The organism is Nocardioides sp. N13(2025) (assembly GCF_051912545.1).
Taxonomy (GTDB): domain Bacteria; phylum Actinomycetota; class Actinomycetes; order Propionibacteriales; family Nocardioidaceae; genus Nocardioides.
Window position 1 is genome coordinate 750993 of sequence record NZ_CP196809.1, and the last position, 24779, is coordinate 775771.

29 protein-coding genes are annotated in these 24779 nt (G+C 70.8%); 16 read left to right on the top strand and 13 right to left on the bottom strand.

Annotated features, from left to right (window positions below):
- Window positions 1–14: 14 nt before the first annotated feature.
- From ACS3YM_RS03605 to ACS3YM_RS03620, 4 genes are read left to right on the top strand one after another with little or no spacing between them, the layout of a single operon-like run.
- Window positions 15–1580 (top strand): hypothetical protein, encoded by a 1566-nt coding sequence (locus ACS3YM_RS03605; RefSeq protein ID WP_439938709.1) that lies wholly within the window; start codon window positions 15–17, stop codon window positions 1578–1580.
- Between the two features lie 10 nt (window positions 1581–1590).
- Window positions 1591–1803 carry a DUF6752 domain-containing protein gene (locus tag ACS3YM_RS03610; protein WP_439938710.1) on the top strand — a complete coding sequence of 71 codons (213 nt, stop codon included), beginning with the start codon at window positions 1591–1593 and terminating at the stop codon, window positions 1801–1803.
- Window positions 1800–2861, top strand: a complete 1062-nt coding sequence (locus ACS3YM_RS03615) for a hypothetical protein (protein ID WP_439938711.1) — start codon at window positions 1800–1802, stop codon at window positions 2859–2861. The genes ACS3YM_RS03610 and ACS3YM_RS03615 overlap by 4 nt, the downstream gene beginning before the upstream one ends.
- Window positions 2862–2899: 38 nt before the next feature.
- A complete protein-coding gene (locus ACS3YM_RS03620) occupies window positions 2900–4336 on the top strand; it encodes a phospholipase D-like domain-containing protein (RefSeq protein ID WP_439938712.1) in 1437 nt (478 codons plus the stop codon).
- A gap of 10 nt (window positions 4337–4346) precedes the next feature.
- On the opposite strand, the gene ACS3YM_RS03625 is transcribed toward ACS3YM_RS03620, so the two are convergent.
- Complete coding sequence (locus ACS3YM_RS03625) at window positions 4347–4934, bottom strand: hypothetical protein (protein WP_439938713.1); 588 nt, start codon at window positions 4932–4934, stop codon at window positions 4347–4349.
- Window positions 4935–5053: 119 nt separating this feature from the next.
- On the opposite strand from ACS3YM_RS03625, the gene ACS3YM_RS03630 reads away from it, so the two are divergent.
- Together ACS3YM_RS03630 and ACS3YM_RS03635 are read left to right on the top strand one after the other, a co-directional pair.
- Window positions 5054–6250, top strand: a complete 1197-nt coding sequence (locus ACS3YM_RS03630) for an acyl-CoA dehydrogenase family protein (RefSeq protein ID WP_439938714.1) — start codon at window positions 5054–5056, stop codon at window positions 6248–6250.
- A complete protein-coding gene (locus tag ACS3YM_RS03635) occupies window positions 6247–7287 on the top strand; it encodes a MaoC family dehydratase (RefSeq protein ID WP_439938715.1) in 1041 nt (346 codons plus the stop codon). The genes ACS3YM_RS03630 and ACS3YM_RS03635 overlap by 4 nt, the downstream gene beginning before the upstream one ends.
- Here ACS3YM_RS03635 and ACS3YM_RS03640 read toward each other — a convergent pair.
- On the bottom strand, window positions 7263–8339 hold the full coding sequence (locus ACS3YM_RS03640) for a hypothetical protein (protein ID WP_439938716.1): 1077 nt from the start codon (window positions 8337–8339) through the stop codon (window positions 7263–7265). The genes ACS3YM_RS03635 and ACS3YM_RS03640 overlap by 25 nt on opposite strands.
- Before the next feature lie 39 nt (window positions 8340–8378).
- Here ACS3YM_RS03640 and ACS3YM_RS03645 point away from each other — a divergent pair, with 39 nt between their 5' ends.
- On the top strand, window positions 8379–9188 hold the full coding sequence (locus ACS3YM_RS03645; protein WP_439938717.1) for a class I SAM-dependent methyltransferase: 810 nt from the start codon (window positions 8379–8381) through the stop codon (window positions 9186–9188).
- A gap of 72 nt (window positions 9189–9260) precedes the next feature.
- Window positions 9261–9446 (top strand): DUF5302 domain-containing protein, encoded by a 186-nt coding sequence (locus ACS3YM_RS03650; RefSeq protein WP_191194958.1) that lies wholly within the window; start codon window positions 9261–9263, stop codon window positions 9444–9446.
- Window positions 9447–9464: 18 nt separating this feature from the next.
- Here ACS3YM_RS03650 and ACS3YM_RS03655 read toward each other — a convergent pair whose 3' ends face one another.
- The gene (locus tag ACS3YM_RS03655; RefSeq protein WP_439938718.1) at window positions 9465–10667 is read right to left on the bottom strand and encodes an MFS transporter; all 1203 of its coding nucleotides are present in this window, start codon (window positions 10665–10667) and stop codon (window positions 9465–9467) included.
- Window positions 10668–10716: 49 nt separating this feature from the next.
- Here ACS3YM_RS03655 and ACS3YM_RS03660 point away from each other — a divergent pair, with 49 nt between their 5' ends.
- From ACS3YM_RS03660 to ACS3YM_RS03675, 4 genes are read left to right on the top strand one after another with little or no spacing between them, the layout of a single operon-like run.
- Window positions 10717–11286, top strand: a complete 570-nt coding sequence (locus tag ACS3YM_RS03660; RefSeq protein WP_439938719.1) for a histidine phosphatase family protein — start codon at window positions 10717–10719, stop codon at window positions 11284–11286.
- Between the two features lies 1 nt (window position 11287).
- Window positions 11288–12127 (top strand): PHP domain-containing protein, encoded by an 840-nt coding sequence (locus ACS3YM_RS03665; protein WP_439938720.1) that lies wholly within the window; start codon window positions 11288–11290, stop codon window positions 12125–12127.
- Window positions 12124–12663, top strand: a complete 540-nt coding sequence (locus tag ACS3YM_RS03670) for a hypothetical protein (RefSeq protein WP_439938721.1) — start codon at window positions 12124–12126, stop codon at window positions 12661–12663. Before ACS3YM_RS03665 ends, ACS3YM_RS03670 begins: the two co-directional genes overlap by 4 nt.
- A 59-nt stretch (window positions 12664–12722) precedes the next feature.
- Complete coding sequence (locus ACS3YM_RS03675) at window positions 12723–14201, top strand: hypothetical protein (protein ID WP_439938722.1); 1479 nt, start codon at window positions 12723–12725, stop codon at window positions 14199–14201.
- A gap of 101 nt (window positions 14202–14302) precedes the next feature.
- Here the strand turns inward: ACS3YM_RS03675 and ACS3YM_RS03680 are convergent, their stop codons facing one another.
- On the bottom strand, window positions 14303–14593 hold the full coding sequence (locus tag ACS3YM_RS03680) for a DUF1330 domain-containing protein (protein WP_439938723.1): 291 nt from the start codon (window positions 14591–14593) through the stop codon (window positions 14303–14305).
- A 135-nt stretch (window positions 14594–14728) separates the two neighbouring features.
- Window positions 14729–15742: a TolB family protein gene (locus ACS3YM_RS03685; RefSeq protein ID WP_439938724.1), complete on the bottom strand. Its 1014-nt coding sequence runs from the start codon at window positions 15740–15742 to the stop codon at window positions 14729–14731.
- 457 nt (window positions 15743–16199) lie between these two features.
- Here ACS3YM_RS03685 and ACS3YM_RS03690 point away from each other — a divergent pair, with 457 nt between their 5' ends.
- Window positions 16200–16763, top strand: coding sequence for a SigE family RNA polymerase sigma factor (locus ACS3YM_RS03690; protein ID WP_439938725.1), 564 nt, complete (start codon window positions 16200–16202; stop codon window positions 16761–16763).
- Complete coding sequence (locus ACS3YM_RS03695; protein ID WP_439938726.1) at window positions 16760–17578, top strand: hypothetical protein; 819 nt, start codon at window positions 16760–16762, stop codon at window positions 17576–17578. Before ACS3YM_RS03690 ends, ACS3YM_RS03695 begins: the two co-directional genes overlap by 4 nt.
- 203 nt (window positions 17579–17781) lie before the next feature.
- On the opposite strand, the gene ACS3YM_RS03700 is transcribed toward ACS3YM_RS03695, so the two are convergent.
- From ACS3YM_RS03700 to ACS3YM_RS03715, 4 genes are read right to left on the bottom strand one after another with little or no spacing between them, the layout of a single operon-like run.
- The gene (locus ACS3YM_RS03700; RefSeq protein ID WP_439938727.1) at window positions 17782–18333 is read right to left on the bottom strand and encodes a hypothetical protein; all 552 of its coding nucleotides are present in this window, start codon (window positions 18331–18333) and stop codon (window positions 17782–17784) included.
- Complete coding sequence (locus tag ACS3YM_RS03705) at window positions 18330–18842, bottom strand: hypothetical protein (RefSeq protein WP_439938728.1); 513 nt, start codon at window positions 18840–18842, stop codon at window positions 18330–18332. Before ACS3YM_RS03705 ends, ACS3YM_RS03700 begins: the two co-directional genes overlap by 4 nt.
- A gap of 9 nt (window positions 18843–18851) precedes the next feature.
- A complete protein-coding gene (locus ACS3YM_RS03710; protein ID WP_439938729.1) occupies window positions 18852–19337 on the bottom strand; it encodes an N-acetyltransferase family protein in 486 nt (161 codons plus the stop codon).
- On the bottom strand, window positions 19334–20098 hold the full coding sequence (locus ACS3YM_RS03715) for an SDR family NAD(P)-dependent oxidoreductase (protein ID WP_439938730.1): 765 nt from the start codon (window positions 20096–20098) through the stop codon (window positions 19334–19336). Before ACS3YM_RS03715 ends, ACS3YM_RS03710 begins: the two co-directional genes overlap by 4 nt.
- Before the next feature lie 60 nt (window positions 20099–20158).
- Here ACS3YM_RS03715 and ACS3YM_RS03720 point away from each other — a divergent pair, with 60 nt between their 5' ends.
- On the top strand, window positions 20159–21001 hold the full coding sequence (locus tag ACS3YM_RS03720; RefSeq protein ID WP_439938731.1) for a ParA family protein: 843 nt from the start codon (window positions 20159–20161) through the stop codon (window positions 20999–21001).
- 1 nt (window position 21002) lies between these two features.
- Here ACS3YM_RS03720 and ACS3YM_RS03725 read toward each other — a convergent pair whose 3' ends face one another.
- Window positions 21003–22400 carry a DEAD/DEAH box helicase gene (locus ACS3YM_RS03725; protein WP_439938733.1) on the bottom strand — a complete coding sequence of 466 codons (1398 nt, stop codon included), beginning with the start codon at window positions 22398–22400 and terminating at the stop codon, window positions 21003–21005.
- A gap of 157 nt (window positions 22401–22557) precedes the next feature.
- Between ACS3YM_RS03725 and ACS3YM_RS03730 the strand changes: the two genes are divergently transcribed.
- Window positions 22558–23232, top strand: coding sequence for a ferritin-like fold-containing protein (locus tag ACS3YM_RS03730; RefSeq protein WP_439938734.1), 675 nt, complete (start codon window positions 22558–22560; stop codon window positions 23230–23232).
- 82 nt (window positions 23233–23314) lie between these two features.
- Here the strand turns inward: ACS3YM_RS03730 and ACS3YM_RS03735 are convergent, their stop codons facing one another.
- From ACS3YM_RS03735 to ACS3YM_RS03745, 3 genes are all read right to left on the bottom strand, one after another.
- Window positions 23315–23599, bottom strand: coding sequence for a GlsB/YeaQ/YmgE family stress response membrane protein (locus ACS3YM_RS03735; RefSeq protein ID WP_439938735.1), 285 nt, complete (start codon window positions 23597–23599; stop codon window positions 23315–23317).
- Between the two features lie 144 nt (window positions 23600–23743).
- Window positions 23744–23962, bottom strand: a complete 219-nt coding sequence (locus ACS3YM_RS03740; RefSeq protein ID WP_439938736.1) for a DUF3107 domain-containing protein — start codon at window positions 23960–23962, stop codon at window positions 23744–23746.
- A 54-nt stretch (window positions 23963–24016) separates the two neighbouring features.
- Window positions 24017–24667, bottom strand: coding sequence for a TetR/AcrR family transcriptional regulator (locus ACS3YM_RS03745; RefSeq protein ID WP_439938737.1), 651 nt, complete (start codon window positions 24665–24667; stop codon window positions 24017–24019).
- Window positions 24668–24779: the final 112 nt, after the last annotated feature.

A 24779-nucleotide genomic window follows, 5' to 3' on the forward strand; every position in this document is an offset into this window, starting at 1 on the left:
ATATACTCCGCCGCGTGAAGTCACTGGGTCAGCTGCGTCGTCTCGGCGCGCTGGAGGTGCTTCGCATCGACCTCGACGGGATCCTCGTCGCGAGCGCGCGCGAGCGGCTGATCGACGTCGCCTTCGACGGCCGGCGCATCTGGTCCTTCTGGCTCCACCGTGACGGCGAGCAGCGCGAGGACGGCATCGTCGTGAGGTGGCCCAAGCCGCTGCGGCCCTTCCTCGACGGCGTCACCGAGGTCTCGCTGACCGACCCCGAGTCGGGTGCGGTGCTGTTCAGCGAGACGGTGTGCTTCGGCGACGGCTCCGGCCGCATCGACGTGGTCAACCCGGCCGGTCGTCCCCTGAGCCTCGACAAGTCCCTCAAGCTCGTGGAGACCTTCGACACCCGCGACGCCGCGCACGTCGAGCCGCTCCTCGACGCGATCGACGAGGTGCTCGGCGCGCTCAAGCAGGTCGGCGTCGACGCCTTCCTCGCCTACGGCACCGCTCTCGGCGCCATCCGCGACGGCGGCCTCATCGGCCACGACAGCGACGCCGACCTCGGCTACGTCAGCATCCACGACCACCCTGTCGACGTGATCCGCGAGTCCTTCCGGATCCAGCGTGCCCTCACCGACATGGGCTATCGGGTCACGCGCTACTCCGCCATCGGGCTCAAGGTCCACGTCGTCGAGAGCGACGGGCTCGACCGCGGCCTCGACGTCTTCGGCGGCTTCATGCGCGCCGGCCACCTCTACCTCATGGGCGAGATCGCCGTCCCGTTCGAGCGCGAGTGGATCTACCCGCTCGGCACGGCCTCGCTCGAGGGCCGTGAGTTCCCCGTCCCGGCCAACGCCGACAAGTTCCTGACCGCGACCTACGGTCCCCGCTGGCGCACCCCCGACCCGGCCTACAAGTTCACGACGCCGGCGAGCACCATCGAGCGCTTCAACGGCTGGTTCCGCGGCATGCGCACGGGCCGGGCCGGCTGGCACGGCTACCACAAGCGCACGATCCACCAGCCGACGTCGGTGTCCGCCGTCGCCCGCGCGGTGGCCGAGCGCCATCCCGACCTGGCGACGTACGTCGACATCGGCTGCGGACGCGGGGCCGACGTCGCGTGGTTCGCCGACCGGGGCACCTCCGCGGTGGGCCTGGACTTCCAGCCCTTCGCCTACGAGGCCGAGGCCCAGCGTCGCGCCGACGACCCGCGCGTGACCTTCCAGCTGTTCAACCTGCTCGAGCTGCGGCACGTGCTGGCCGTCTCGGCGTGGGTCGCGCGGATGCCCGGGCCCCGCGCCGTGGGCTGTGTCCACGTCGTCGAGCGGCTCGGTCGGCGTGGGCGGCTCAACATGCTGCGTGCGGCCCGGATGATGCTGGCCGGCTCGCCGGGAGAGCTCCACCTGCAGTTCCTCAGCGAGAAGGGGCGCGACGGCTACGCTCGCCGCACCGGTGCCCGCAAGGCCCTCGACCCGGCGGTCGTGGTCGCCGAGGTGGCCGAGTCCGGCGGGCGGATCCTCGAGGACGTGCGCGAGCGTGTCTCGGCCGACGCCGACAGCTCGCAGGTGTGCCGCATGATCATCGACTGGAACGCGTGAGGGAGCAGACATGTTCGGACTGAAGAACCGGCATGGCCACGGGGGTGGCGACCTCGAGCGGAGGGTCGCCGCACTGGAGGAGGCCGTGCAGGAGAACCGGGCGCTCAACGTGCGGCTGGCCGAGCTGACCGACGTCGTCACCGAGCTCCTGCTGCCCGTCGCCGCTCGTGACGAGAAGAGGCTGGAGGAGCTGCTCGGGAAGTACCGCGGGGACTTCTCTTGAGCGCTGGCCGCAGCGGCCCGCGCCGGGTCTTCCTGCACATCGGTCTGCCCAAGACGGGCACGACCTACCTCCAGCAGGTGGTCTGGAAGAACCGCGACGCGCTGCGCGCGGCCGGCCTGACCCTGCCCGGGTTCGGCCACCGTGAGCACCTGTGGGCGGCCCTCGACCTGCAGGAACGGCCCCGGCTCGAGCGACGCCACCGCGACGCCCCGGGCGCCTGGCAGCGCCTCGTCGCGGAGGCGTCCGAGCAGCCCGCCGACGTGCTCATCACGCACGAGTTCTTCTGCGGAGCCAGCGCGGAGCAGGCCTCGCGAGCAGTCGGGAGCTTCCCGGACGCCGAGGTGCACCTGGTGGTCACCGCCCGCGACGCCGCGAGCGTGATCTCGGCCGGCTGGCAGGAGTCGGTCAAGAACGGGAGCACCGTCGACCTCGACTCGGTGATGGACGGCAAGGCGGCCGGCGGTCCCGAGTTCAGCATGCGGACCTGGGACCTCGCGGGGGTGCTCGAGCGCTGGACGCCCGACGTGCCCAGCGAGCGCGTCCACGTGCTGATGATGCCGGGACCCGGTGCGGCCCGTGACCTGCACTGGCGGCACTTCGCCCAGACGCTGGGCCTCGACCCCGATGCGTACGACGTGCCGACCGAGGCGGTCAACGCCGCCCTCGGGATCGTGCAGATCGAGACGCTGCGGTTGGTCAACCGGCACCTGCCGCCCTACTCGGCGCACGACCGAGGTGTGTGGATCCGCGGCTACCTCGCCGAGGACCTGCTCGCACGGCAGCCGCGCGAGCGCGGCGGGCTGCCGGAGAAGTACGCGGCGCGCTTCGCCGACCTCGACCGGACGGCTGCTGCCCTCATCACCGGTCGCGGCTTCCACGTCCTCGGCGACCTGTCCGTCCTGACCGCGGAGGCGCCTGCCGGGGGCGACGGCCGCGAGCCGCAGAGCGTCACCGCAGAGGAAATCCTCGAATCGGCCTCACGTCTGGTCGCTGATATCGTCGCCGACGTGCGTGCGAGCACCCATGACGTGCCGCCGCGGTCCCGGGGGAGTCTCTGATCGCGGGTGCCGAGAGGCATCCTGTAGGAGTTGTTGTCGTGCGTTCCAAGTTCACCGCCCTTCTTGTCGCCTGTGGTCTGACGGCCGCCCTGGTCGCGCCGATCTCCGCAGGATCGGCGGGCGCGGCTCCGGCCGTCGCGCCGGTCTCGGCCCAGGCGCCCGGTGCCATCGCGGCCCGCAAGCCCGGCAAGCCGAACAAGAAGTGGAAGGTGCCGATCGGGCCCAAGTTCAACAACCCGATGGTGCCGAACAAGCGCTTCGTCATCGAGCGACACATCCTCCGGGCGATCCGCAACACACCCCGCGGCGAGAAGATCATCATCTCGGCCTACTCGCTCGACCGGCAGGTGTTCGCCGACGAGCTGATCCGTGCGCACAAGCGCGGCGTCAAGGTCCAGGTGCTGCTCAACGACCACCTCGTCCCCAACGCCCAGGTCAGGATCCAGCGCGTGCTGGGCCGCAAGACGACGAAGTCGAGCTTCCTCAAGCGGTGCATCTCCGGCTGCCGGGCCGACGAGAACGAGTACAACAACCTGCACAGCAAGTTCTACCTCTTCTCGCGCACCGGCCGAAACCGCAACGTGGTCATGCTGGGCTCGCAGAACATGACGCTCAACGCGGTGCGCTGGCAGTGGAACGACCTGTGGACCACCGTCGGCAAGAAGCAGCTCTACGCCCAGTTCGTGACCCTGTTCAACGACATGCGTCCCGACTGGGACAAGCGCCGCGCGACGTACTCGTTCTGCGAGAACGGGCTGAACTGCCCGTCCGGTGACATGCAGAAGTACTACAACACGGTCTTCCCGCGCTACACCACGCCGCAGACCGACGTCGTCATCGACATCCTCAACAACGTGCAGTGCGTCTACACCGACGCTGCCGGCGCCCAGAAGCGCACGATGCTGCGGCTCTCGATGCACTCGATGCGCGGCAAGCGCGGCAACTACATCGCCGACAAGCTCCGCGAGCTCTATGCCGCGGGCTGCAACCTCCGGGTCAACTACGGCCTGATGGGCTACCACACCAAGCAGCACATCGGCGCGCCCACGGCTCGAGGCCGCGTGCCCCTGCGCTCGACCGGGTTCAACCTGGTCGACGACCCGGTCTCCAGCGACCCCGAAGCCGAGGAAGTGCCCGAGAACATCGAGCGCTACACGCACCAGAAGTACTTCGTGCTGCGCGGGTCCTACCGCGGCAACATCGACAGCTTCATCGTGTGGACCGGGTCGACCAACTGGTCGAGCCTGGGAACGCCGCAGGACGAGATCCTGTTCTCGATGCACGGTCGCCAGATGGTGCGCGACTACCTCAAGAACTTCGCCCTCATGTGGCAGGAGCCCTACAGCCGCGACGCCTACACCACGACGTACTCGGAGTGGAAGATGGTCAACGGCCGCCGGGTCGGCACGAAGCCCATGGTGACCGTGGAGCCCGACGGCCTGCGCGGAGCCGGCTCGAACTGGGAGAACGACTGACGGGTCGGCCTCAGCCGTCCTGCTCGCCCGCGTCCTCGGCGGGCAGCAGGGACTCGGCCAGCGCGCGGACGGTCTCGACGTCCGGGCCCTGCAGGACGACCGTGCTCCCCTTGAGGTCGTAGGTCAGGACTGTGGCGCCGTCGTGGTCCCAGGCTGTCCACTCGCCCGTGCCCCAGTCGGACAGGTCGACGCCCTCGCCCGCCTCCAGGTCCTCGTCGGCGAGGACCTCCTCGGCGGTCCCGGGCATCTGGTCGAGCGAGACGTCACCGGCGGGTGCGGTGAACTCCATGCGCCACCACTGCGGGTCCTTCGCGAAGCCACCTCCCACGGTCTCCCACCCGTCGGGAAGGACCGAGGGAACCATCGTGATCAGCTTGTCGTCGGTGGCCCGCAGCGCGGCCTTCTTGTAGCGGGGCCGCATCTTCGGCTCCCTCCCGAAGTCGATCGGCTCGACGGGCTTCGACGCGTCGGGGGTCTCCGACGCCGAGCTGTCGGTGGACGGCTCGACGGCGTCGCCGCTGCTCTCGTCACCGCATGCACCGACGAGCATGACGAGGGAGAGGCCGAGGGCAGGTCCGGTCGCACGGGTCAGTCGCATGCGCTTGATTCTCTCACGCGCCGTGTGTGACATCAGTCTCGGACGCGGCCCCTGCCCAGGTGAACGAGTGGTAACTAGACTCCCGAGCGTTCCGCCCCGCGACCGCCAGGAGCCACCACATGCCTCGCCTCTGCCAGACCGACGGCCTCTCCGAGGACCAGACCGAGATCCTCAAGGCCGTGCGGCAGTTCGTGGACGAGCAGATCATCCCGGTCGCGCAGGACCTCGAGCACAAGGACGAGTACCCGCAGGAGATCATCGACGGGCTCAAGGAGCTCGGCGTCTTCGGCCTGACCATCCCGGAGGAGTTCGGCGGGCTCGGCGAGTCGCTGCTCACCTACGCGCTGGTGGTCGAGGAGATCGCTCGCGGCTGGATGAGCGTCTCGGGCGTGATCAACACCCACTTCATCGTGGCCTACATGCTGATCCAGCACGGCACCGAGGAGCAGAAGCAGAAGTACCTCCCCAAGATGGCGACCGGCGAGGTCCGCGGCGCGTTCTCGATGTCCGAGCCCGGGCTGGGCTCCGACGTGTCCGCGGTGTCGACCAAGGCCACCAAGCAGGACGACGGGTCGTACAGCATCACCGGGCAGAAGATGTGGCTGACCAACGGAGCCACCTCCACGCTCGTCGCGGTGCTCACCAAGACCGACGAGGGCGCCGACTCGGTCTACAAGAACATGACGACGTTCCTGGTCGAGAAGGAGCCCGGCTTCGGTGAGACCGCCCAGGGCGTCACCGTGCCCGGCAAGATCGACAAGATGGGCTACAAGGGCGTCGAGACCACCGAGCTCATCCTCGAGGGCCACCAGATCGGCGCCGACCAGATCCTCGGCGGAGAGCCCGGCAAGGGCTTCTTCCAGATGATGGACGGGGTCGAGGTCGGCCGCGTCAACGTCGCCGCCCGCGCCTGCGGCCTGGCCTGGCGCGGCTTCGAGCTCGGCATCGCCTACGCCCAGCAGCGCAAGACCTTCGGCAAGGCCATCGCCGAGCACCAGGCGGTGCTGTTCCGCCTGGCCGAGATGGCCACCAAGGTCGAGGTCGCGCACACCATGATGGTGAAGGCCGCCCGACTCAAGGACACCGGCCAGCGCATGGACGTCGAGGCGGGCATGGCCAAGATGGTCGCCAGCGAGTACGCCAACGAGGTCGTCGAGGACTCCTTCCGGATCCACGGCGGCTACGGCTACTCCAAGGAGTACGAGATCGAGCGCCTGATGCGCGAGGTCAAGTTCATGCTCATCGGCGAGGGCACCTCCGACATCCAGAAGATGATCATCGGCCGGAGCCTGCTCAAGGACTACAAGCTGCGATGAGCGCCCCCAAGACCAACGCCGGCAACTTCTTCGAGGACTTCACCGTCGGGCAGGTGATCGAGCACGCCACCCCGCGCACGGTCACCGAGGGCGACCGGGCGCTCTACGGGGCGATCTACCCGACCCGCTTCGCGATCCCGTCGTCGGCGGAGTTCGCCGCGTCGGTCGGCCTCGCAGCCCACCCGGTCGAGGAGCTGATCGGCTTCCACATCGCCTTCGGCAAGACCGTGCCCGACGTCTCCCTCAACGCCGTGGCCAACCTCGGCTACGCCGAGTGCCGCTTCCACGCCCCCGTCGTCCCCGGCGACACGCTGCGCACGCGCTCGGAGGTCATCGGCCTCAAGGAGAACTCCAACGGGAAGACCGGCGTGGTCTGGGTCCGCTCGACCGCGACCAACCAGCGCGGCGAGGTCGCGATCGACTGGGCGCGCTGGGTCATGGTGCACAAGCGCTCCGCCGGGTCGCCCCCCCCGGAGACCGTCGTACCTGCCCTGGCCGACGCGGTCGCCGTCGACGACCTGGTCGTGCCCGCCGGCCTCGACTTCTCGTCGTACGACGTCGTCGCCGCCGGCGAGCCGCACCGGTTCGACGACTACGAGGTGGGGGAGCGGATCGACCACGTCGACGGCGTGACCCTCAGCGACGCCGAGCACATGATGGCCACGCGGCTGTGGCAGAACACCGCCAAGGTGCACTTCAACACCGAGGCCCGCCCCGACGGCAACCGCCTGGTCTACGGCGGGCACGTGATCTCGCTGGCCCGGGCGCTGTCCTTCAACGGCCTGGCCAACGCCCAGCTCGTCGCCGCGATCAACGCCGGCGCCCACGTCGCCCCGGCCTTCGCCGGCGACACGGTCTACGCGTGGTCCGAGGTGCTCGACAAGGCCGCGACGTCGGCGCCGGGCGTCGGCGCGCTCCGGCTGCGGCTGGTCGCCACCAAGGGGCGCGACGAGGCGATGATCCTGCGCGGCGAGGACGGGAAGTACGCACCCGGCGTGCTCCTCGACCTGGACTACTGGGCCTTCGTCCCGCGCTGAAGGCAGCCCGCGATGGCGTCGAGCGCCTCGTCGAGGCTCTCGCCCGGACCTGCGCCGAGCCGGTCGAGCACCATCTGAGCGGCATCGAGCAGCTCGTCGTCGGTCGCCTCGTCGGGCGTACGACCCGCGCGGGGGTCGGCGGGCACCAGGTCGCTGAGGTCGCCGACGACGTCGTAGGCGGTGGCGGCGAGCTCGGCGACGATCGCCTCGAACCGCTCGCGGATCCAGGCCACGTGCCGCTCGGGCACCACGAACGGCTCGCGAGAGGCGGACCCGACGAGCGCCTCGGGGACGAACGTCCCCTTGACGTGGCGGGTGAGGGCCGGGGTGCGCTCGTGGCGGGGGAGCCGCTCGTTGACCCGCCGCAGCAGCTCGGCCTCCACCAGGCCCAGCGAGTCGTTGGGGCGAAGCGCCTCGGTGTCGAGCCCGGTCGCGTCGAGGCCGAGGACCGACGCGGCCCGCAGCCAGAGCTCGTCGCGCGGCGCTCCCGAGGGGGGTACGACGACGAGGTGGACGCGCTCGGGCGGCAGGCCGGGTGACCAGAGGGCGAGGATCGCCGGCACGTCCTGGTAGCGCCAGAACTTCTGGCCGTCCTCGCCGCGCCGCACGGTGGCGAGGAATCGCCGGTAGGGCTGGCGGGCTCCCATCTTCACGCGCTGCTGCCACGCCGAGGGGAGCACCCGCCCCAGGTCCCGGGCCGTCAGCATGACGTGGACCTCGTCGGCTGCGGAGGCCAGGTCGGCCAGGGCGGCCGCCACCGCCTCGGGCGGGGAGTCGGAGAAGTGCTCGTTGCTGATCAGCACGTCGCCGGGCCAGTCGCGGGACTCGTCCACGAGGCGGCTCCAGGCCTCCAGCTCGCGTGCGCCGAGCGTCTCGACGACGTCGGTCATGCCCTTGACGACGGCAGCGGCGGCGAAGTGGTCGCGCCGCACCGACCCCGGCAGCAGCAGCCCGCGCTCGCGCAGCTCGTCGCGGTGGCGCCACCACAGGTCCTGCAGGAAGGTCGTCCCGGACTTCGCCGTGCCGACGTGGAGGAACGCGCGCCGGGCCATGGTCCGACCCTAGCGCCGGGACTCGGGCAGACTCCTCCTGTGGCCTGGGATCGCGAGTTCTTCTACGACACCCGTCCGCGCGTCGAGGCCGAGCTCGCCGCCCGCCTCGACGAGAGCCTCGCGCCGCGTGACCCGTCGGTGCTGCTCCAGGTGGTGCGCGAGCTGGACCTGCCCCCCGACAGCCGCGTCGTCGACGTCGGGTGCGGCGAAGGGGTCCACGCGTTCCGGCTGGCGACCCACTTCGGCTTCCGGGTGCTCGGCATCGACCCCTTCCAGCGCAACCTCGACTTGGCCCGCGAGGCCCGGCGCGAGATCGCGCCCGACATCGCCGCGCGCGTGTCGTTCGAGCGCGGGTCGGCCACGCGGGTGCCGGTGGCGGACGCGTCGCTCGACCTGGTCTGGTGCCGCGACGCGATGGTCCACGTCGCCGACCCCGCCGACGCCTACCTCGAGATCGCCCGGGTGCTGCGCCCCGGGGCGTACGTCGTCTCCTACCAGGTGGTCGCGACCGACCTCCTCGGCGCCGACGAGGCCGACTGGCTCTTCGACGTGATGGGCGTCGTGCCCGACTCCGCCGACCCGCGCGTGCTGGACGAGGCGATCGCCGGCTCCGGGCTCGAGGTCGTCGACACGATCGACCTCTCGAGCGAGTGGGGCGAGTGGTCGGAGGAGCAGGAGGGGCGCGCGTCCCGCGCGCTGCTGCACCTGGCCCGGCTGCTGCGCGACCCGGAGCGCTACCGCGGCGAGTTCGGGGACGCGGCGTACGACCTCATGGTCGGCGACTGCCGCTGGCACGTCTATCGCATGATGGGCAAGCTCGCCGGCCGGATCGACGTGCTCCAGCGTTAAGTCGCTGGCCCTCCCTTGACGGGTTTGGCAGGGTGGCTGTCATCCCCTTCCACCTCGGATCCAGGAGGACCCATGGCTGATCAGGACCCCAACGCAGACATCAAGGCGAAGATGCGGGAGGCCCTCGATCGCAAGAAGGGCCACGACCACCCCGACGACAGCGCGGGCTCGCGCGAGAAGGCCCACGGCTCGGAGGTCAACGACAAGAACGTCGCCAAGCCGATGCACCGGCGCAAGGCCGGTGGTGGCGGCGTCTGAGACCCGTCCCCGCCGGCGTCACGCGTCGGCGGACGCGCGCCGCCCTGCGTGGTCGTCCGCCGGCGCGAGGGCTCGTGCCAGCCAGAAGAGGGCCAGCACCAGCACCAGCGGCACCGCGAACCCGATGCGCAAGGAGCCGGCGCCGACGGCCCCCGTCATCACCGCGCCGAGCAGCGCACCCGCGTAGTTGAACTGGTTGAACCGGGCGACCACCGCGTCGACCCGGGCCTGCCTCGTCGCGGGGTCGGCGTCGCGGCCCGCGAGCGCCGCTGCGGCGGAGAAGCTCAGCGGTGCGACGACGGCGACCCCGCAACCCAGCAGCGTGAAGCCGGCGACCGCGACCGGCCACGAGGGTGAGGCGACGACGACGGCGAGCGCGACGAGGGCGACCGCGGCGCCGACGCGCAGCAGCTTCACCGCGCCGACCTGCTCGGTGAGCCGGTCGCCGACCAGCCGCACCAGGCCGCTGGCCAGCAGGTAGGGGAGCGTCGCCAGCGCGACCAGGCGCTCGGGGGCGTCGAAGACGTCGTCGAGGTAGACCGGTCCCCAGGTCGCCGCGGCCGTGTCGACGGTGTAGAAGACGACCAGGGCCAGGCCGACCAGCACGATCGCGTGCCACGGCACGTCCGTCTCGGTGGCGGTCGCCGCCTCACCGTGGTCGCGCGGGAGGTAGGGAGCGGCGGCGGCCAGGAGCGGGAGCACGGCCAGGAGGGCGACCGCGGACCACGGCACGTCGTGGGTGGCCAGCGTGAGGACCGCGCCGACCACGCCGCCCAGCGTCCAGGCTCCGTGGCACGACGGCAGGACGACCCGCCCGAGCCGGTGCTCGAGGGCCACGGCCTGCATGTTGCCGGTGGCGTCGACGAGCCCCAGCCCTACGCCGTACGCCGCGAGGCCGAGCACGAAGACCGCGAAGGTCGGCGCCAGGACCAGCACGACGACGGCTCCCGCGATGAGCAGCAGCCCGGCGCGCAGCACCCGCGCGCTGTCGAGCCGCGGCGCGAGCCGCTCGGCCAGCAGCGACCCGGCGCCGGCGAGCAGCACCATCATCAGCAGCACCCCGGACAGCGCGAGCTCGCCGAGGTCCCACCGGTCCTGGATCGTGGGCAGGCGCGTGGTGAGGCTGATGAAGACGAGGCCCTGGGTGAGGAAGGCCGCGGCGATCGCCAGCCGGGCCCGTCGCAGGTCGGTGCCGGTGCCTCGCAGCGGCTCGGTGCTCATGGCGAGCATCGTGACAGCCCCTCGTGACCGCCGTGGCAGACTCGCGGGCATGTCCGAGGAGAGCGGTCCCGAGCTGTGGGTGGTGCGCCACGGCGAGACCGAGTGGAGCCGCGACGGCAAGCACACGTCCACCACCGACCTGCCCCTCACCGACGTCGGCGAGCAGGCGGCGACCTCGCTGGCGCCGCGGCTGGCCGAGGTGGAGTTCGACCTCGTGCTGACCAGCCCGCGCCAGCGCGCGCGTCGTACGGCCGAGCTGGCGGGCTTCGCCGACGCGCAGGTCGACGGCGACCTCGTCGAGTGGGACTACGGCGACTACGAGGGCGTGACCACCCCTGAGATCCGCGAGACCGTGCCCGGCTGGACCGTGTGGACGCACCCGGTCCCGGGCGGCGAGAGCGCCGACCAGGTCTCCGCACGCCTCGACCGCGTCGCCGAGCGGGTGCGCGACCACCAGCGGTCGCTCGTCTTCGCGCACGGTCACTCGCTGCGCGTGCTCACCGCGCGCTGGCTGTGCCAGCCCGCGGACGAGGGCCGGTTCTTCAAGCTCGACACCTCGACCGTCTCGGTGCTGGGCTTCGAGCGGGAGACGCCCGCGCTGTTGAAGTGGAACAGCTGACGTGCGGATCGACCTCCACACGCACTCCTCGGCCAGCGACGGCACCGACTCGCCGGCCGACCTGGTCCGCGAGGCGAAGGCCGCCGGCCTCGACGTCGTCGCCCTCACCGACCACGACGCGACCTCCGGCTGGGCCGAGGCCGAGCAGGCAGCCGACGAGGTCGGCATCACGCTCGTGCCCGGACTGGAGATCAGCACGAAGTTCCGGCACCGGGGCGTGCACCTGCTGGCCTACCTGCCCGACCCCACCCACCCCTCCCTGGTCACGATGCTCGACCGGATCCTGGCCGGCCGCACCGAGCGCACCCCGGCGATCGTCTCGGCGCTGCAGGAGCACGGCATCGAGATCACCGAGGACGACGTACGACGTGAGGCGGGCGGCTCCGTCGCCGCCGGGCGGCCCCACGTCGCCGACGCGCTCGTCCGGCTCGGGGTGGTGCGCGACAGGACCCACGCCTTCGACGAGCTGCTCAACCCCGGCCGGCCGGGCTACCGCAACCGCTACGCCGCCGAGCTCGAGGACATGATCCCGCTCGTCAACGAGGCCGGCGGGGTCGCCGTGATCGCGCACCCGTGGGGTCGCCACGGCGGGACGGTCCTCGACGAGGAGGCCTTCGCCATGCTCAAGGAGATCGGCCTGGCCGGCATCGAGGTCGACCACCAGGACCACTCCGCCGAGCTGGGGGTCCGGCTGCGCGGCATCGCCGCCGAGCTCGACCTGGTCGTCACGGGGAGCAGCGACCACCACGGCCTCGGCAAGGTCGACCACGACCTCGGCGTCAACACCACCGACCCCGAGCAGTACGAGCGGCTGGTCTCGCTCGCGGCGCCCCGCCCGTGACACCCGACCGCATCCTCGTCTACGGGGTCACGGGGAGCGGCAAGAGCACGGCGGCCCTCGCGATCGGCGCGCGCACCGGCCTGCCGGTGACCCTGGTCGACGAGCTCACCTGGCTGCCCGGCTGGGTGCCCGTGGAGGAGTCGGTGCAGCGGGAGGTGATCGGCGAGATCGTGGCAGGGGAGCGGTGGGTGCTCGACTCGTCGTACGGCGACTGGCTCGGCTTCGTGCTCCCGCGCGCCCAGCTGGTGGTCGGCCTCGACTACCCGCGATGGCTCTCGCTCTCCCGCCTCGTGCGCCGCACCGTCTCGGGCGCGATCACCCGGGAGCCGCGCTGCAACGGCAACGTCGAGTCCTGGCGCAACATGCTGAGCCGGAAGTCGATCATCCGCTGGCACTTCCAGTCCTTCGCCCGCAAGCGTGAGCGGATGCGCGCCTGGGCTGCGTCGCCGGACGGGCCTGAGGTGCTGCTCTTCCGGCACCCGCGTGAGCTGGAGGCGTGGCTCGGGTCGGATCCTCGACGACCTGTTCGGAAATAGTTCTCCACAGATCCGTCCTCGCAGGTCAGGGTGTCGGTGGTCTCTGGGAGGATGGACTCATGTCCACCACAGCCGCAGCTCCAGCCACTGATCGGGTCGCCACCCGTTCGGTGCTGGACCGCGCGGCGGCGGCGATGAGCGCCAAGCGGCGGGTCGAGGTGGAGGTGCTGGAGTCCGCGCTGGCGTGGGCGCACGCGCACGTGGTCACCGACGTGGGTGACGCAGCCGGCTGGCGCTCCGAGACTGTCCATGCTCCGGGCAGCGCGGCGGCGTTGTTCGGTGAGCGTCCGTTGCCGATCGCGGGGGTGGGGGCGCCGCTGGTCGCGGAGTTCGCGGTGGTGGAGCTGTCGGCGGTGCTCGAGGTGTCGCACGAGGCGGCGCTCGCGTTGCTGGGTGACGTGCTCGACCTGGCCTACCGCCTCCCGCTGACGTGGCAGCTGGTGCGTGAGCTGAGGGTCCCGGTGCGGCTGGGTCGGGAGGCGGCGCGGGTCTCGCGCGACCTCGACGTCGCGGCGGCCGGGCACGCGGACCGGCTGCTCGCGTGGCAGCCCCGGCGGCTCAACCCGCACCGCGTCGGGGTGCTGGTCCACGAGGCGAGGCTCTACGCCGATCCCGACCGTGCGATCGCCGACCACGACGCAGCTGTGGCCGCCCGCCGGGTCGAGGTGCACCACGAGCAGGGCGCGCCCGGCACGTCGGAGGTGTTCATGACCCTCGACACCGCCGACGCGGTCGCGTTCGACCACACCGTGTCGACCATGGCGGCGACCATGCGGTCGCTGGGCCACCCCGGCGACCTCGGCGTCCGGCGGGCGCACGCGGTCGGGGTGCTGGCCGACCCGCAGGCCGCGCTCGACCTGCTGGCCGCGAGCGACGTCGCCGACCCCGACCGGGTGGTCGACCCCGAGCAGGATCCGGCCGTCTGCGTCGCGGAGGACGTCGCCCACGAGCGGGCGAACCCGTTCCGCCGGCCGACCGTGCCCGGCGAGAGTAGCGGTGGTGAGGGCGGTGGTGAGGTGGTGCTGGTCTTCCACGTCACCGACCGCGACCTCCTCGACGACCGTGCGGGTGTCGCCCGTTCGCCGAAGCTCGGCCCGGTGCTCACCGGGCGACTGCGGTCGTGGCTGCTGTGCGCCGGCAAGGTCACCATCACGCCCGTCGTGGATCTCGACCCCCGCGCGCACCCTCCGGTCGACGCCCACGACCCGCCAGCGCGCATGGCCGCCGCGGTCCGCTGGCGTGACCGGACCTGTGTCTACCCCGGCTGCAAGCGTCCGGCCGAGGTCTGCGACCTCGACCACATCGAGGACTACGTTCCCCTCGACGAGGGAGGGTCACCCGGCCAGACGCATCCGGGCAACCTCGCCCCGTTGTGCCGCAGGCACCACCGCGCGAAGACCTTCGGGGACTTCACCTACCGCCGGCTCCCCGACGGGTCGTACGAGTGGACCCTGCCCGCCGGCACGGTCATCACGACCGAACCGCCCGCCCCCAGGCCGCGACCCGACCGCGGCCGACGCTCCCGCCGACGAACCTGAACGCCCCGCTGAGCCCGACACCACCGGTGATCGGGCCACCGGCGCGTCCCGACCAATGCCGGTGCATGGATCGCGGCGTGAGCAGACGATGGGTGAGGCGCTCAGGTTCCACGAACGAGCAAGAGAGACGACTTCGCCGAGCGCAACCGCACAGCCTTCGCTTCGGCGTACTCGGGCGAGCTGTACCAGCGCCGCGCCGCCTCCTCGTCCTCGAACTCAACGACCACCAGTCGGTGGGGCTCCCAGTCGCCTTCGAGCAGGTCGATCGCCCCGCCGCGGACGAGCCATCGCCCGTGATACTTCTCGGCCGCTGCCGAGGAGAGGCGCTTGTAGTCCTCATAGGCGTCAGGGTCTGTCACCTCGATGTCGGCGATCACGTAGACCTTCCCCATGGCTGTCATTGAACCTTCGCTCGGACCTCGTTGAACACCCTCACACTGATGAACCAAGACGTGGACCGGCGATGGCAGGCCACAACGCCGGCGGGAACCACGTGCGCGTCACCGCTCGTGCTGTTGTAGGGATGGTCAGGGCTCAGCCGACACCTCGGGTCCCCAGTCCGGGTAGCTGTCGTAACGCTTCGTCCGGGTCACTTTGCGGACGTGGGTGCCGTCGGCACGCATCACGAACACGTCCGCCGAGTTGGCCTTGACCCCGCCGGTCGCCGGGCGGCGCCCGAACGTGATCCACTTCCCGTCCGGGGAGTAGGACGAGCCGAGATACCGGGTGACGCCGTCATCGGCGAAGGTCAACTGGCGCAGGCCCGTGCCGTCGTAGCGAATGGTGAACAGGTTGGCGTTGACGTCCTCGTTGTCGAGGTTGTCGTGGAAGAGGATGCGCTTTCCGTTGGGTGACCAGTCAGGCGTGTCCCCGGCCTGCAGCCGGTACGGGGTGACACGGTGCTGACGCCCGGAGCGCAGGTTCAGCGTCCAGATGGCGACGCCGCCCGCCGGCCGGGCTGCCCGGACGTTGCGGCGCTGGAACAGCAGCATCCTTCCGTCTGGTGAGAACTGCGGTTCGGTGTCCTCACCAGTGCGTGGTGGGTGGCGTTGCGTCAGCTGTCGGACGTGGGTGCCGTCGGCATTCATGAGGAACAGCCCGAAGGTCTCCACCAGGTCGTCCACGACGGGGCCGAACGCGCGGGAGAAGACGATCTGCGTGCCGTCGGGAGACCACGCTGGCGAGATGTTGCACTCGCCCCCCTTGGGTAGGCAGTTGCCCTCGGGGTAGGCCGTGTTCGTCAGCTGCCGCAGTTGGGTGCCGTCGCTGTTCACGACGAAGATGTCGTCCATGGTCGGGCCGGAACGTTGGAACACGATCCGCCGGCCATCAGGAGAAACATCAGGGTTGCGGTCGACGTAACCCTCGGGTGGGTGCGTCACCTGGAACTCATCGGTGCCGTTCGGGCGCACGGTGAAGACCGCACCGGTGTCCTGGTCGGCGTCGAGGTAGCGCCGGAACGCGATCCGGCCGTTGTCATCACGAAACGTCGCATGCGCGGGGACCAAGCACGTTGCAACGCAGGCAGCAGCGAGCGACATGACCAAGCTGCTTCGTCTCATCTCATCTCCTTCCCACAGGGGTGGCCCGCTCGGGCCACCGAAGGCCAGCGGCGACCGCTTGGCGTCGCACCGCTGGGGGTGTCGGAGCGTCGGGTGTTCCGACACGCGAAGTGACAGCGTCGCCCTCTCCTGCAATGGCAGCGCATCGGACCGCAGGAGCGCCATACTCAATTGTTGGTGCGGACCCGCAGGCGCACGGGTCATGGCGTCCTTGCGCTGCGCTCAACATGGTCCAGTCACGAAGATGGTCCGAGTCTCGGCCATGAGGCCGACTCGACCGAGCTACGAACATCCCGGGGTTTGCCGCGAGCTCATCGCGGCATGTCCGGACACGGGCGCGGCCTGCCCGCCAGCGAGGCACCCCGGACCGCCGATCGCTCAACCCTGCGAGACGTACCTGCGTAGGGAAGGGTGGGACTGACACGAGAGGTGCACCATGACACGAGGCGAGAGTCGCTCGGGGACGGATGCCGAGTTCGAGGCGTTCGTGGCGGCGGCATGGCCGCGCCTACGACGCGCGGCTTGGCTGCTGTGCCGCGACAGCCATGAAGCCGAGGACCTCGTGCAGTCGGCGCTCGCGAGGGCGTACGCCCGCTGGGGGAAGGTGTCGCGCGACGGCGCCTACGCCTATGTGCACCGCGCACTGGTCAACGGCTACATCGACTCCGTACGCCGTCGCCGGCCGGTGCCCGTCGACACCGGCCTCGGCGCCGAGGTGGGCGTCGCGGGTGGTCACGGCACCGTTGACGAGCGCTCCGAGCTGAGCGACCTGCTCGCACCGCTCTCGCCCCGCGAACGCACCATCATCGTGTGGCGCTACTACTTCGACGCCTCCGAGGTCGAGGTCGCGCGGCAGCTCGGGGTCTCGGTCGGCACCGTCAAGAGCACCTCGTCCCGGGCGCTCGCGCGCCTGCGGGCCGCGCAGAGCCCCGCATCCGTCACCGCATCCGCCACCGGGTCCACCCGCACGCCCCACGGCACCGAGAGGGAGCAGTCATGACCGCACACGTCGACGAGATCCAGCGCATGGTGGCCGACGAGCCGAGGTTCGCCGGCCCGCCCGACATCGCGGCGATCCTTCGCAGCGGTCGCCGGCTGCGTACCCGGCGCCGCATCGCGTCCGGTGTGGCCGGGATTGCCGTCGTCGCGGGAGCGGCCGTGCCCGTTGCCGCCCTGACCCTCATTGAGCCCGCCTCGGTGTCCTCCGATCCGGCGGCGAGCGGGTCGCCGGCGCCGACCGAGACTCCGACCGAGAGCTGGGCGCTCGCGCCGGTGACCGACCTGCCGACGGACCTGCCCGACGGCTGCGGGTCGTTCGCGTGCCTCGACGACGGCTCCCCGGAGACGGGCGAGGTCGTGGGCGAGCCGTGGGCGATCGGTGGGTTCTCCACCGACCCGTCGGGGCTTCCCGTGGTCGACGAGGTCATCTACGCCGTACGCCCGTCGGCAGGCGATCGGCCCGTGGTCGCCCTCGGCCTCCGGGACGGTGCTGAGCTGCAACGGGTCGCGATCCTCTTCCGCCCGGGTCACGACTTCCGCGACACCCCGGTGCAGATCGTGGGAGCAGCGCCTCGGCAAGGTTGGGAGGGCACGACCTACGCGATGTTCGGGATGGTTCGGGAGGACCCGGTGACGCACGTCGCATGGCAGACCCGGCCGGGCCCGTGGGAGGGCGCACGGCTCAACGACGAGATCATCAGGGGCTACGGAGTGTTCTGGACCCTCGGCACGTGGGACGCCGCGTGGCCCAGCGAAGGCCCCGCCCAGGTGACGGTGCGCGTCGACGGGCAGGAGTACGCGCCGCCCGCCCTGTGACTGGTCAAGGCAGGCGTGGCCCGGCGTGACCGGCGAGGCACCGCCAGCCGCTGGATGCGCGTACCCAGACCTGCGTCATCGGGTGACGTACTCGGTCCGATCCAGGACCTCGCCCAGGTGAGTGGTCCACCTGAACCGCTCGTCGAGGACCTTCTTCTCCTCGCTCACGCGTACCAGCCTGACACGCCCTTCCGGGGTGCGGCTCAGGACGATCGGTCCCGTTCGACCGCCGCCTGCAGCTGGGAGGGGTGGACGACGGTTCCGCAGCTCTCGCAGGTTTCCTGGATCGCGTCGAGGTCCTGCAGGACCTCCGCGAGGTCGGTGCGCCCTCTCATGGCGGCCACCGAAGCCAGCAGGTACCGCAGGTCTGCATTGGTCTTGCAGGTCTCGAGGCGCTCGAGCACAAGGGTCAGTCCCCGGTGCATCGCTGTCCTGTAGGCCGGTTCCAGGTCGCTCGGCACGTCGGAGGCGTAGGTGGCGATCAGTCCGGCCACGATGAGGTACTCGTCCGCATCCGCCGGGTCCAAGCGCCCTGCAAAGTCCATCAGGTAGGGGACAGCGGCGAAGGCGGCATCGTACGTCGTCTCCTCGGCGCAGATCTCCGACCACATCTCCCGGAAGAGCTCGAGGTCCGACGGGTCGTCGCCGAGGGCCCGCAGCACCTGCGGAACCGGATACGCCCCAGGCCCCATCCGGGTCCACAGCCGGCTCCACCTCGGGCTGTCCAGGGGCAGTCGATCTGGGTCGTCGCTCATGCGAGCCATTCTGGATGGGTCGAGCCGGGCTCGGCTCGGTAGTCGTACGTGCCGCCGCTCGCGGCAATGATCGAGGCACGTGACCCGGCGCTGCTGCGCAGCAAGGGCGAGGGTGGCTCGTGGCCCGCTCGGTCCACGACAGTGGCTCTGCGGGTGATGAAGAGGACCTGCTCGGGCGAGTCTTCGACGACTGCATCCAGAGGCACCGAGTACTGCGTGACGTGTGCGCCCTGGTCGAGCAGCCGAGGGAGGTAGGCGCCGAACCACCGCTCCAGGAGCACACGGGATGCACACCCGCACGAGAGTCGGTCATCGCCCGGATACGCGGCGAAGATGCTGGGGTCCCGAGGGTGCGGGTGCGTGACGCAGTGCTCGACCTCCATGTGCCGAACGATCTCCTCAGCCTCGGCTGTCAGCCAGTGCGAGGTGTAGGGCCCGAGCCAGTCGATCCGCCAACCGGGAGGCTGTGGGAACTCCAGGCGCCACACGGTCATGAAGTCGTCGGCCACCCGGCGACCCTAGTGCCGCCTCACCATCCGACGCTCGAGCCCGACGTCCTCGGGCTTGGTGGCGCCGTCGAGGCGGAAGCCCTGCCGCTCGTAGAACCTGATCGCCCGCGCGTTGCCGTCGAGCACCCAGAGGTAGGCGTCGGCATCGCCGATCGCGGCCGTGAGCAGCGCGAAGCCAACGCCCTGGCCGTACACGGAAGAACGCACGTAGAGCCCCATCAGCTCGAGCGGGGGCAGGCCGGGCTCGGGGTCACGCCCGGAGCCGGTGCTCGAAAAGCCGACGAGGCGGTCGCCCGACCAGGCCAGCAGGTTGTCGCTCGACCCGGCCGCGATGATGCCGCGCCAGCTCTCGACGCGCGCGTCCCGGCGTGCCCGCCGCTCGGTGAAGACCGACGCCGGCATCAGCCCGGCGTACGCCTCCTCCCACACGTCGAGGTGCAGGTCGGCCAGCGCCTCGGCGTCCTCGCCGCGCGGAGGCGCGAGCCGCACCGTCACCGTCGGCCCATGTTCTGCGTCAGGCGCAGAACCCGGTTGGGGATGGCCTTGGTGAGCGCGATGATCGTCTTGTACTGCGCGCCGGGGATCGAGTAGGCGCGGCCCTTCTCGAAGTCCTCCAGCGACTTGCGGACGAGGAAGTCGGGCTCGAGCCACATGAAGCCCTCGCCCCGCCTGACCTGCATCCGCTGGTGGAACTCGGTCTTGGTGAAGCCCGGGCACAGTGCCATGACCTTCACGCCGCGGGACTTGTACTCCAGGTGGGCCCACTCGCTGAAGCTGTTCACCCACGCCTTCGCCGCCGAGTAGGAGCCGCGGGGGAGGAAGGCGGCGACGCTGGAGACGTTGATGATGCCGCCGTGACCGCGCTCGGCCATCGCGCCGAGGGCCGCGTGGCTCAGCCGGAGCACGGCGGTGACCAGCACCTCGAGCATCTCGGTCTCCTCGTCGGCGGTGTTGTCGAGGAAGCGCTTCTTGAGCCCGAAGCCGGCGTTGTTGACCAGCAGGTCGACCGGGTGGTCGCGGTCGGCGAGCCGGGCCTCGACGCGGGCCAGGTCGGCGCGGTCGACGAGGTCGGCGACGAGCACCTCCACGTCGACCTGGTGCGCGCGGCGCAGCTCCTCGGCCACCTGCTCGAGCCGGGCGGCGTCGCGAGCGACCAGCACCAGGTCGTCGCCGCGTGCGGCGAGCTGGACGGCGTACTCGTGGCCGATCCCGGCGGTCGCGCCGGTGATGAGGGAGGTCGTCTTCGAGGCAGGCATGGGGGCAGCATTTCAGGACGGTCCGCCGGCCCGTGACCCGGTCCGGCACAATTGCCCACGATGAGCACCCAGAACCGCGCCGCCCCTGTCACGCTGGCCGTCGCCAACCAGAAGGGCGGAGTCGCCAAGACGACGTCCGTCGCCTCCATCGGGGCCGCCCTGGCCGAGCTCGGCCACCGCGTGCTGCTGGTCGACCTCGACCCGCAGGCGTGCCTGACCTTCTCCCTCGGCATCGACCCCGAGGACCTCGAGACGTCCGTGCACCACGTCCTGACCCAAGGCGTGGACCCCGCGGAGATCATCCTCGAGACCGAGGACGGCGTCGACATCCTGCCGGCCACGATCGAGCTGGCCCGCGCCGAGGCCGACCTGCTGACCCGCACCGGCCGCGAGCACGTCATCAAGGGCGCGCTCGAGCAGCTCGCCGACGACCTCGGCGACGAGGCGTACGACTGGGTCCTGCTCGACTGTCCGCCGTCGCTCGGCGTGTTGACGGTCGCGGCGCTGACCGCCGCCGACGGCGTGCTCGTGCCGCTGCAGTGCGAGACGCTGTCGCACCGCGGCGTCGGGCAGCTGCTCGACACCGTCCACGACGTACGCCGCTTCACCAACCGCCGGCTCGAGGTGTGGGGCGTGCTGCCGACGCTCTACGACGGGCGCACCAACCACGCCCGCACGGTGCTGGAGACCATCAGCGAGACCTACGACCTCGAGGTCGTCGAGCCGCCGATCCCGAAGACCATCAAGTTCGCCGAGGCCCCTGCCGCCGGCCGGTCGATCCTGTCGACCAGCCGGAGCAGCAAGGGCGCCGCGGCCTACCGTGAGGTGGCGGAGAACCTGGTGGTGCGCGCGTCGCGGCCGAAGCCGAAGAAGACCGCGAAGAAGGCCCCGAAGAAGCGCTGACTCACGCCTTCGGGGTCTCCACGGCGGCACCGCCGCGCGTACGACGACGGCTGCGGTTGCGGCGGCGCGGGGCGTCGCCGGACTTCTCGCCCTGGCCCGAGCCGGACTGGGCGGAGGAGCCGGAGTCCGAGCGACCAGAGCCGGAGCGACGCTCGCGGGGCGCCCGCTCCTTCTTCTCCACCGGGGCGGGGTCGACGATGCGGCCCTTGGTGCCGACCGGGATGCCCTGGTCGTGGAAGAGGTGCTCGGAGGTCGAGTAGGTCTCCTGCGGCTCGGGGAAGGGCAGGTCGAGGGCCTTGTTGATCATCTTCCAGCGGTGCAGGTCGGCCCAGTCGACGAACGTGATCGCGATGCCCGAGGCGCCCGCGCGGCCGGTGCGACCGATGCGGTGGACGTAGGTCTTGTCGTCCTCCGGGCAGGTGTAGTTGATGACGTGCGAGACGCCGCGCACGTCGATGCCGCGAGCCGCGACGTCGGTGGCGACGAGCACCCGGATCTTGTCCTCGCGGAACTTGGCGAGTGCCTTCTCGCGCGCGACCTGGGCCATGTCGCCGTGCAGCGGCGAGGCACTGAAACCGCGCTCGACCAGGTCGTCCGCGACCCGCTGGGCCTGCCGCTTGGTGCGGGTGAAGACGATGATCTTCTCGGCGTCCTCGGCCTGCAGGACGCGGCCGATGATCTCGGGCTTGTCGAGGTCGTGGGCCAGGTAGATGAACTGCGCGGTGGCCGGCACCATCGTGGTGTCGTAGGACGACTCGGCGCGGATGTTCATCGGGTGGCGCATGTGCGTGCGGGCCAACGCGACGATCGCGGCCGGCATGGTCGCCGAGAACAGCATCGTCTGGCGCGTCTCCGGGGTCTTGGAGAGCAGCGTGATGACGTCGGGCAGGAAGCCGAGGTCGAGCATCTCGTCGGCCTCGTCGAGCACGAGTGCGTGCACGTGGGAGAGGTCGAGGGCGCGGCGGTTGGCCAGGTCGATGAGGCGGCCCGGGGTGCCGACGACGATGTCGACGCCGGCGTCGAGGGTCTCGAGCTGGGTGTCGTAGCCGACGCCGCCGTAGACGGTCAGCACACGCAGGCCGGTGTCGGCGCTGGCGATCGACAGGTCGCTCGAGACCTGGAGCGCGAGCTCGCGGGTCGGCGCGACGATGAGTGCCTGCGGCTTGCCCTGCGGCATGTCGGCGTACGCCGGGTCGCGCGGGGAGACCGAGCGCTGCAGCACAGGGATGCCGAAGGCAAGGGTCTTGCCGGTGCCCGTACGGGCCTGGCCGATGAGGTCGGTGCCGAGGAGCGCGACCGAGAGGGTCATCTCCTGGATGGCGAAGGGAGTGGTGATGCCGGCGCGCTCGAGCGCGTCACAGATCTGGGGCTGTACGCCCAGCTCACGGAAGGTGGTCACTGAGAGGTGTCGCTTTCGAAAGAGTTGGATGTCCCACGCGTATGCGGTCAGCCACTCGAACGGCCCCTCGGGGCACTGCCGACCGCGCACATACAGGCGGCCACCGGACACATCGCCAGCGGCTCGGTCGCGTCGATCCTATCGCTAGGCTGCGAGCATGACTGAATCGCCCGACGAGGACTACCGCCGCGCCGCTGTCGACCTCCTCGGGGCGATCGCCTACGGCGAGCTCTCGGCGTTCGAGCGACTGGTCGAGGACGCCAAGATGGCGCCGTCGATCGACGACAAGATCGCGATCGGCGCGATGGCCACCGCCGAGTTCGGGCACCTGGAGAAGCTCGTCGAGCGGCTCGAGGAGCTGGGCGCCGACCCGGCTGAGGCGATGCAGGCCTTCCGGCCCGGTTTCGACAGCTTCCACGCGCACACGGCGCCCTCGGACTTCTACGAGGGGCTCATCAAGGCCTACGTCGGTGACGGCCTCGCCGCGGACTTCTACCGCGAGATCGCGGCCTACCTCGACCCCGAGACCCGCGAGGTGATCATCCGCTCCCTCGAGGACTCCGGGCAGACCAGCTTCATCGTCGAGCGGGTCCGTGCCGGCATCGCCGAGGACCACCGCCTCGGAGGCCGGCTCGCGCTGTGGGGCCGCCGCCTGATGGGGGAGGCGCTCACGCAGGCCCAGCGCGTCGCCGGCGACCGTGACTCCCTGACCGCGCTGCTGGCCGGGGGAGTGGACCGGCCCGGGCTCGACCTCCCGGCGCTGGGCCGGATGTTCACCCGCCTCACCGAGCTGCACGCCGCCCGGATGGCCGAGCTGGGCCTGGAGGCCTGACGCGCCACCCTGGCCCGATCCCGACACGCACGAGGCCCCGCATCCTTCGCAGGATGCGGGGCCTCGCGTGGCCGTATGGGCGTCAGATCCGCGTGCGGGTCCCGGTGTTGCGACCCGTCACGGTCGAAGCGATGACGACCAGGACGGCCGACGTGAGGATCGCGACGATCCAGCGCACCCAGTCCACGCCCTTGGACCCGTCGCCACCGAAGAGCGAGTAGATCCAGTAGCCCAGCAGCACGCCGCCGATGCCACACAGGATCGTGAGCCAGATGGGGATGTTGTCCTTGTCACCCGGGGCGACGAGCTTGCCGAGCAGACCGATGATCGCTCCGACGACGAGGAGGACGATGAGATCTACGACCATGATGGGCCACCTTTCTTTGCCACGAGCTCGTGACTGGAGTGCCGGCATCGTGTGCCGACTCGTTCATCATGTCCGCCGCGTGACGCAGTAGCAATCACCGTGCCTCCGCAGGGGTGGGGCGTGTCCGCCCCTCGGGGTGACGTGTCAGCGGAAGCCGACGGTGCTCGACGTCGGGGAGCCGAGCTCGAGGTAGGCGATCTTGTCCGCGGGCACGACCACGGTGCGGCCCTTGACGTCGGACAGGCGCAGCACGCCGCCGCCGGAGACGGCCTCGACGACCTTGGCCTCGATGTCCTCGGGCGTGCTGTCGCTGTCGAGCACCAGCTCGCGCTGGGCGTGCTGCACGCCGATCTTGACCTCCACGTGATGCTCCTTGCTGGGGTTCGGGGGATGGTTCGTTGGCTCGAGTGTGTCTGGTCAGTGGTCGTCGGTCATCGGGTAGCCCCGGATGCCGCGCCAGGCCAGACCGGCGATCAGTGCGGCCGCGTCGTCCTGTGCGATCCCGCCGCCACCTGCCAGCCAGAACCGCGCGGACACCTGTGCCATTCCCACCAGCGACACCGCCAGCAGCTCGGACTCCTCGTCAGGCAGGCCGGTGTCGGTGCGGATCACGTCGGCGATCATCGAGGCACACTCGGTGGTGACCCGGTCGACCCGCTCGCGCACGTCGGGCTCGCTCGTGAGGTCGGACTCGAAGACCAGCCGGAACGCGCCCTCCTTGGACGCGACGTAGCTGTAGAAGACCTTCATCGTCGCCGCGACGCGGTCCTTGTTGTCCGTGGTCGAGGCCAGGGCGGCACGACAGTTGTCGATGATCAGGTCGCAGGAGGAGTCCAGCAGCGCGAGGTAGAGGTCGAGCTTGCCGGGGAAGTGCTGGTAGAGCACCGGCTTGGAGACGCCGGCCCGCTCGGCGATGTCGTCCATCGCAGCGGCGTGGTAGCCCTGGGCGACGAAGACCTCGAGGGCCGACTCGAGCAGCTGGGCACGTCGCTCGCGTCTCGGCATCCGGCCGCCGCGCGGTCGCGGGAACGCACCGTCGGAGGTGGTGTCGGGGCTGCCTGCGGTCACGTCGGGCTCCTGCTGTTGGGAGGTACTGCTGAGTAGTCGGGGCGAGCCTATCGGCCCCGGAGACGCCGAGAGGGACCCCGGGCGTCCGGGGTCCCTCCCTGCGTGTCGATGG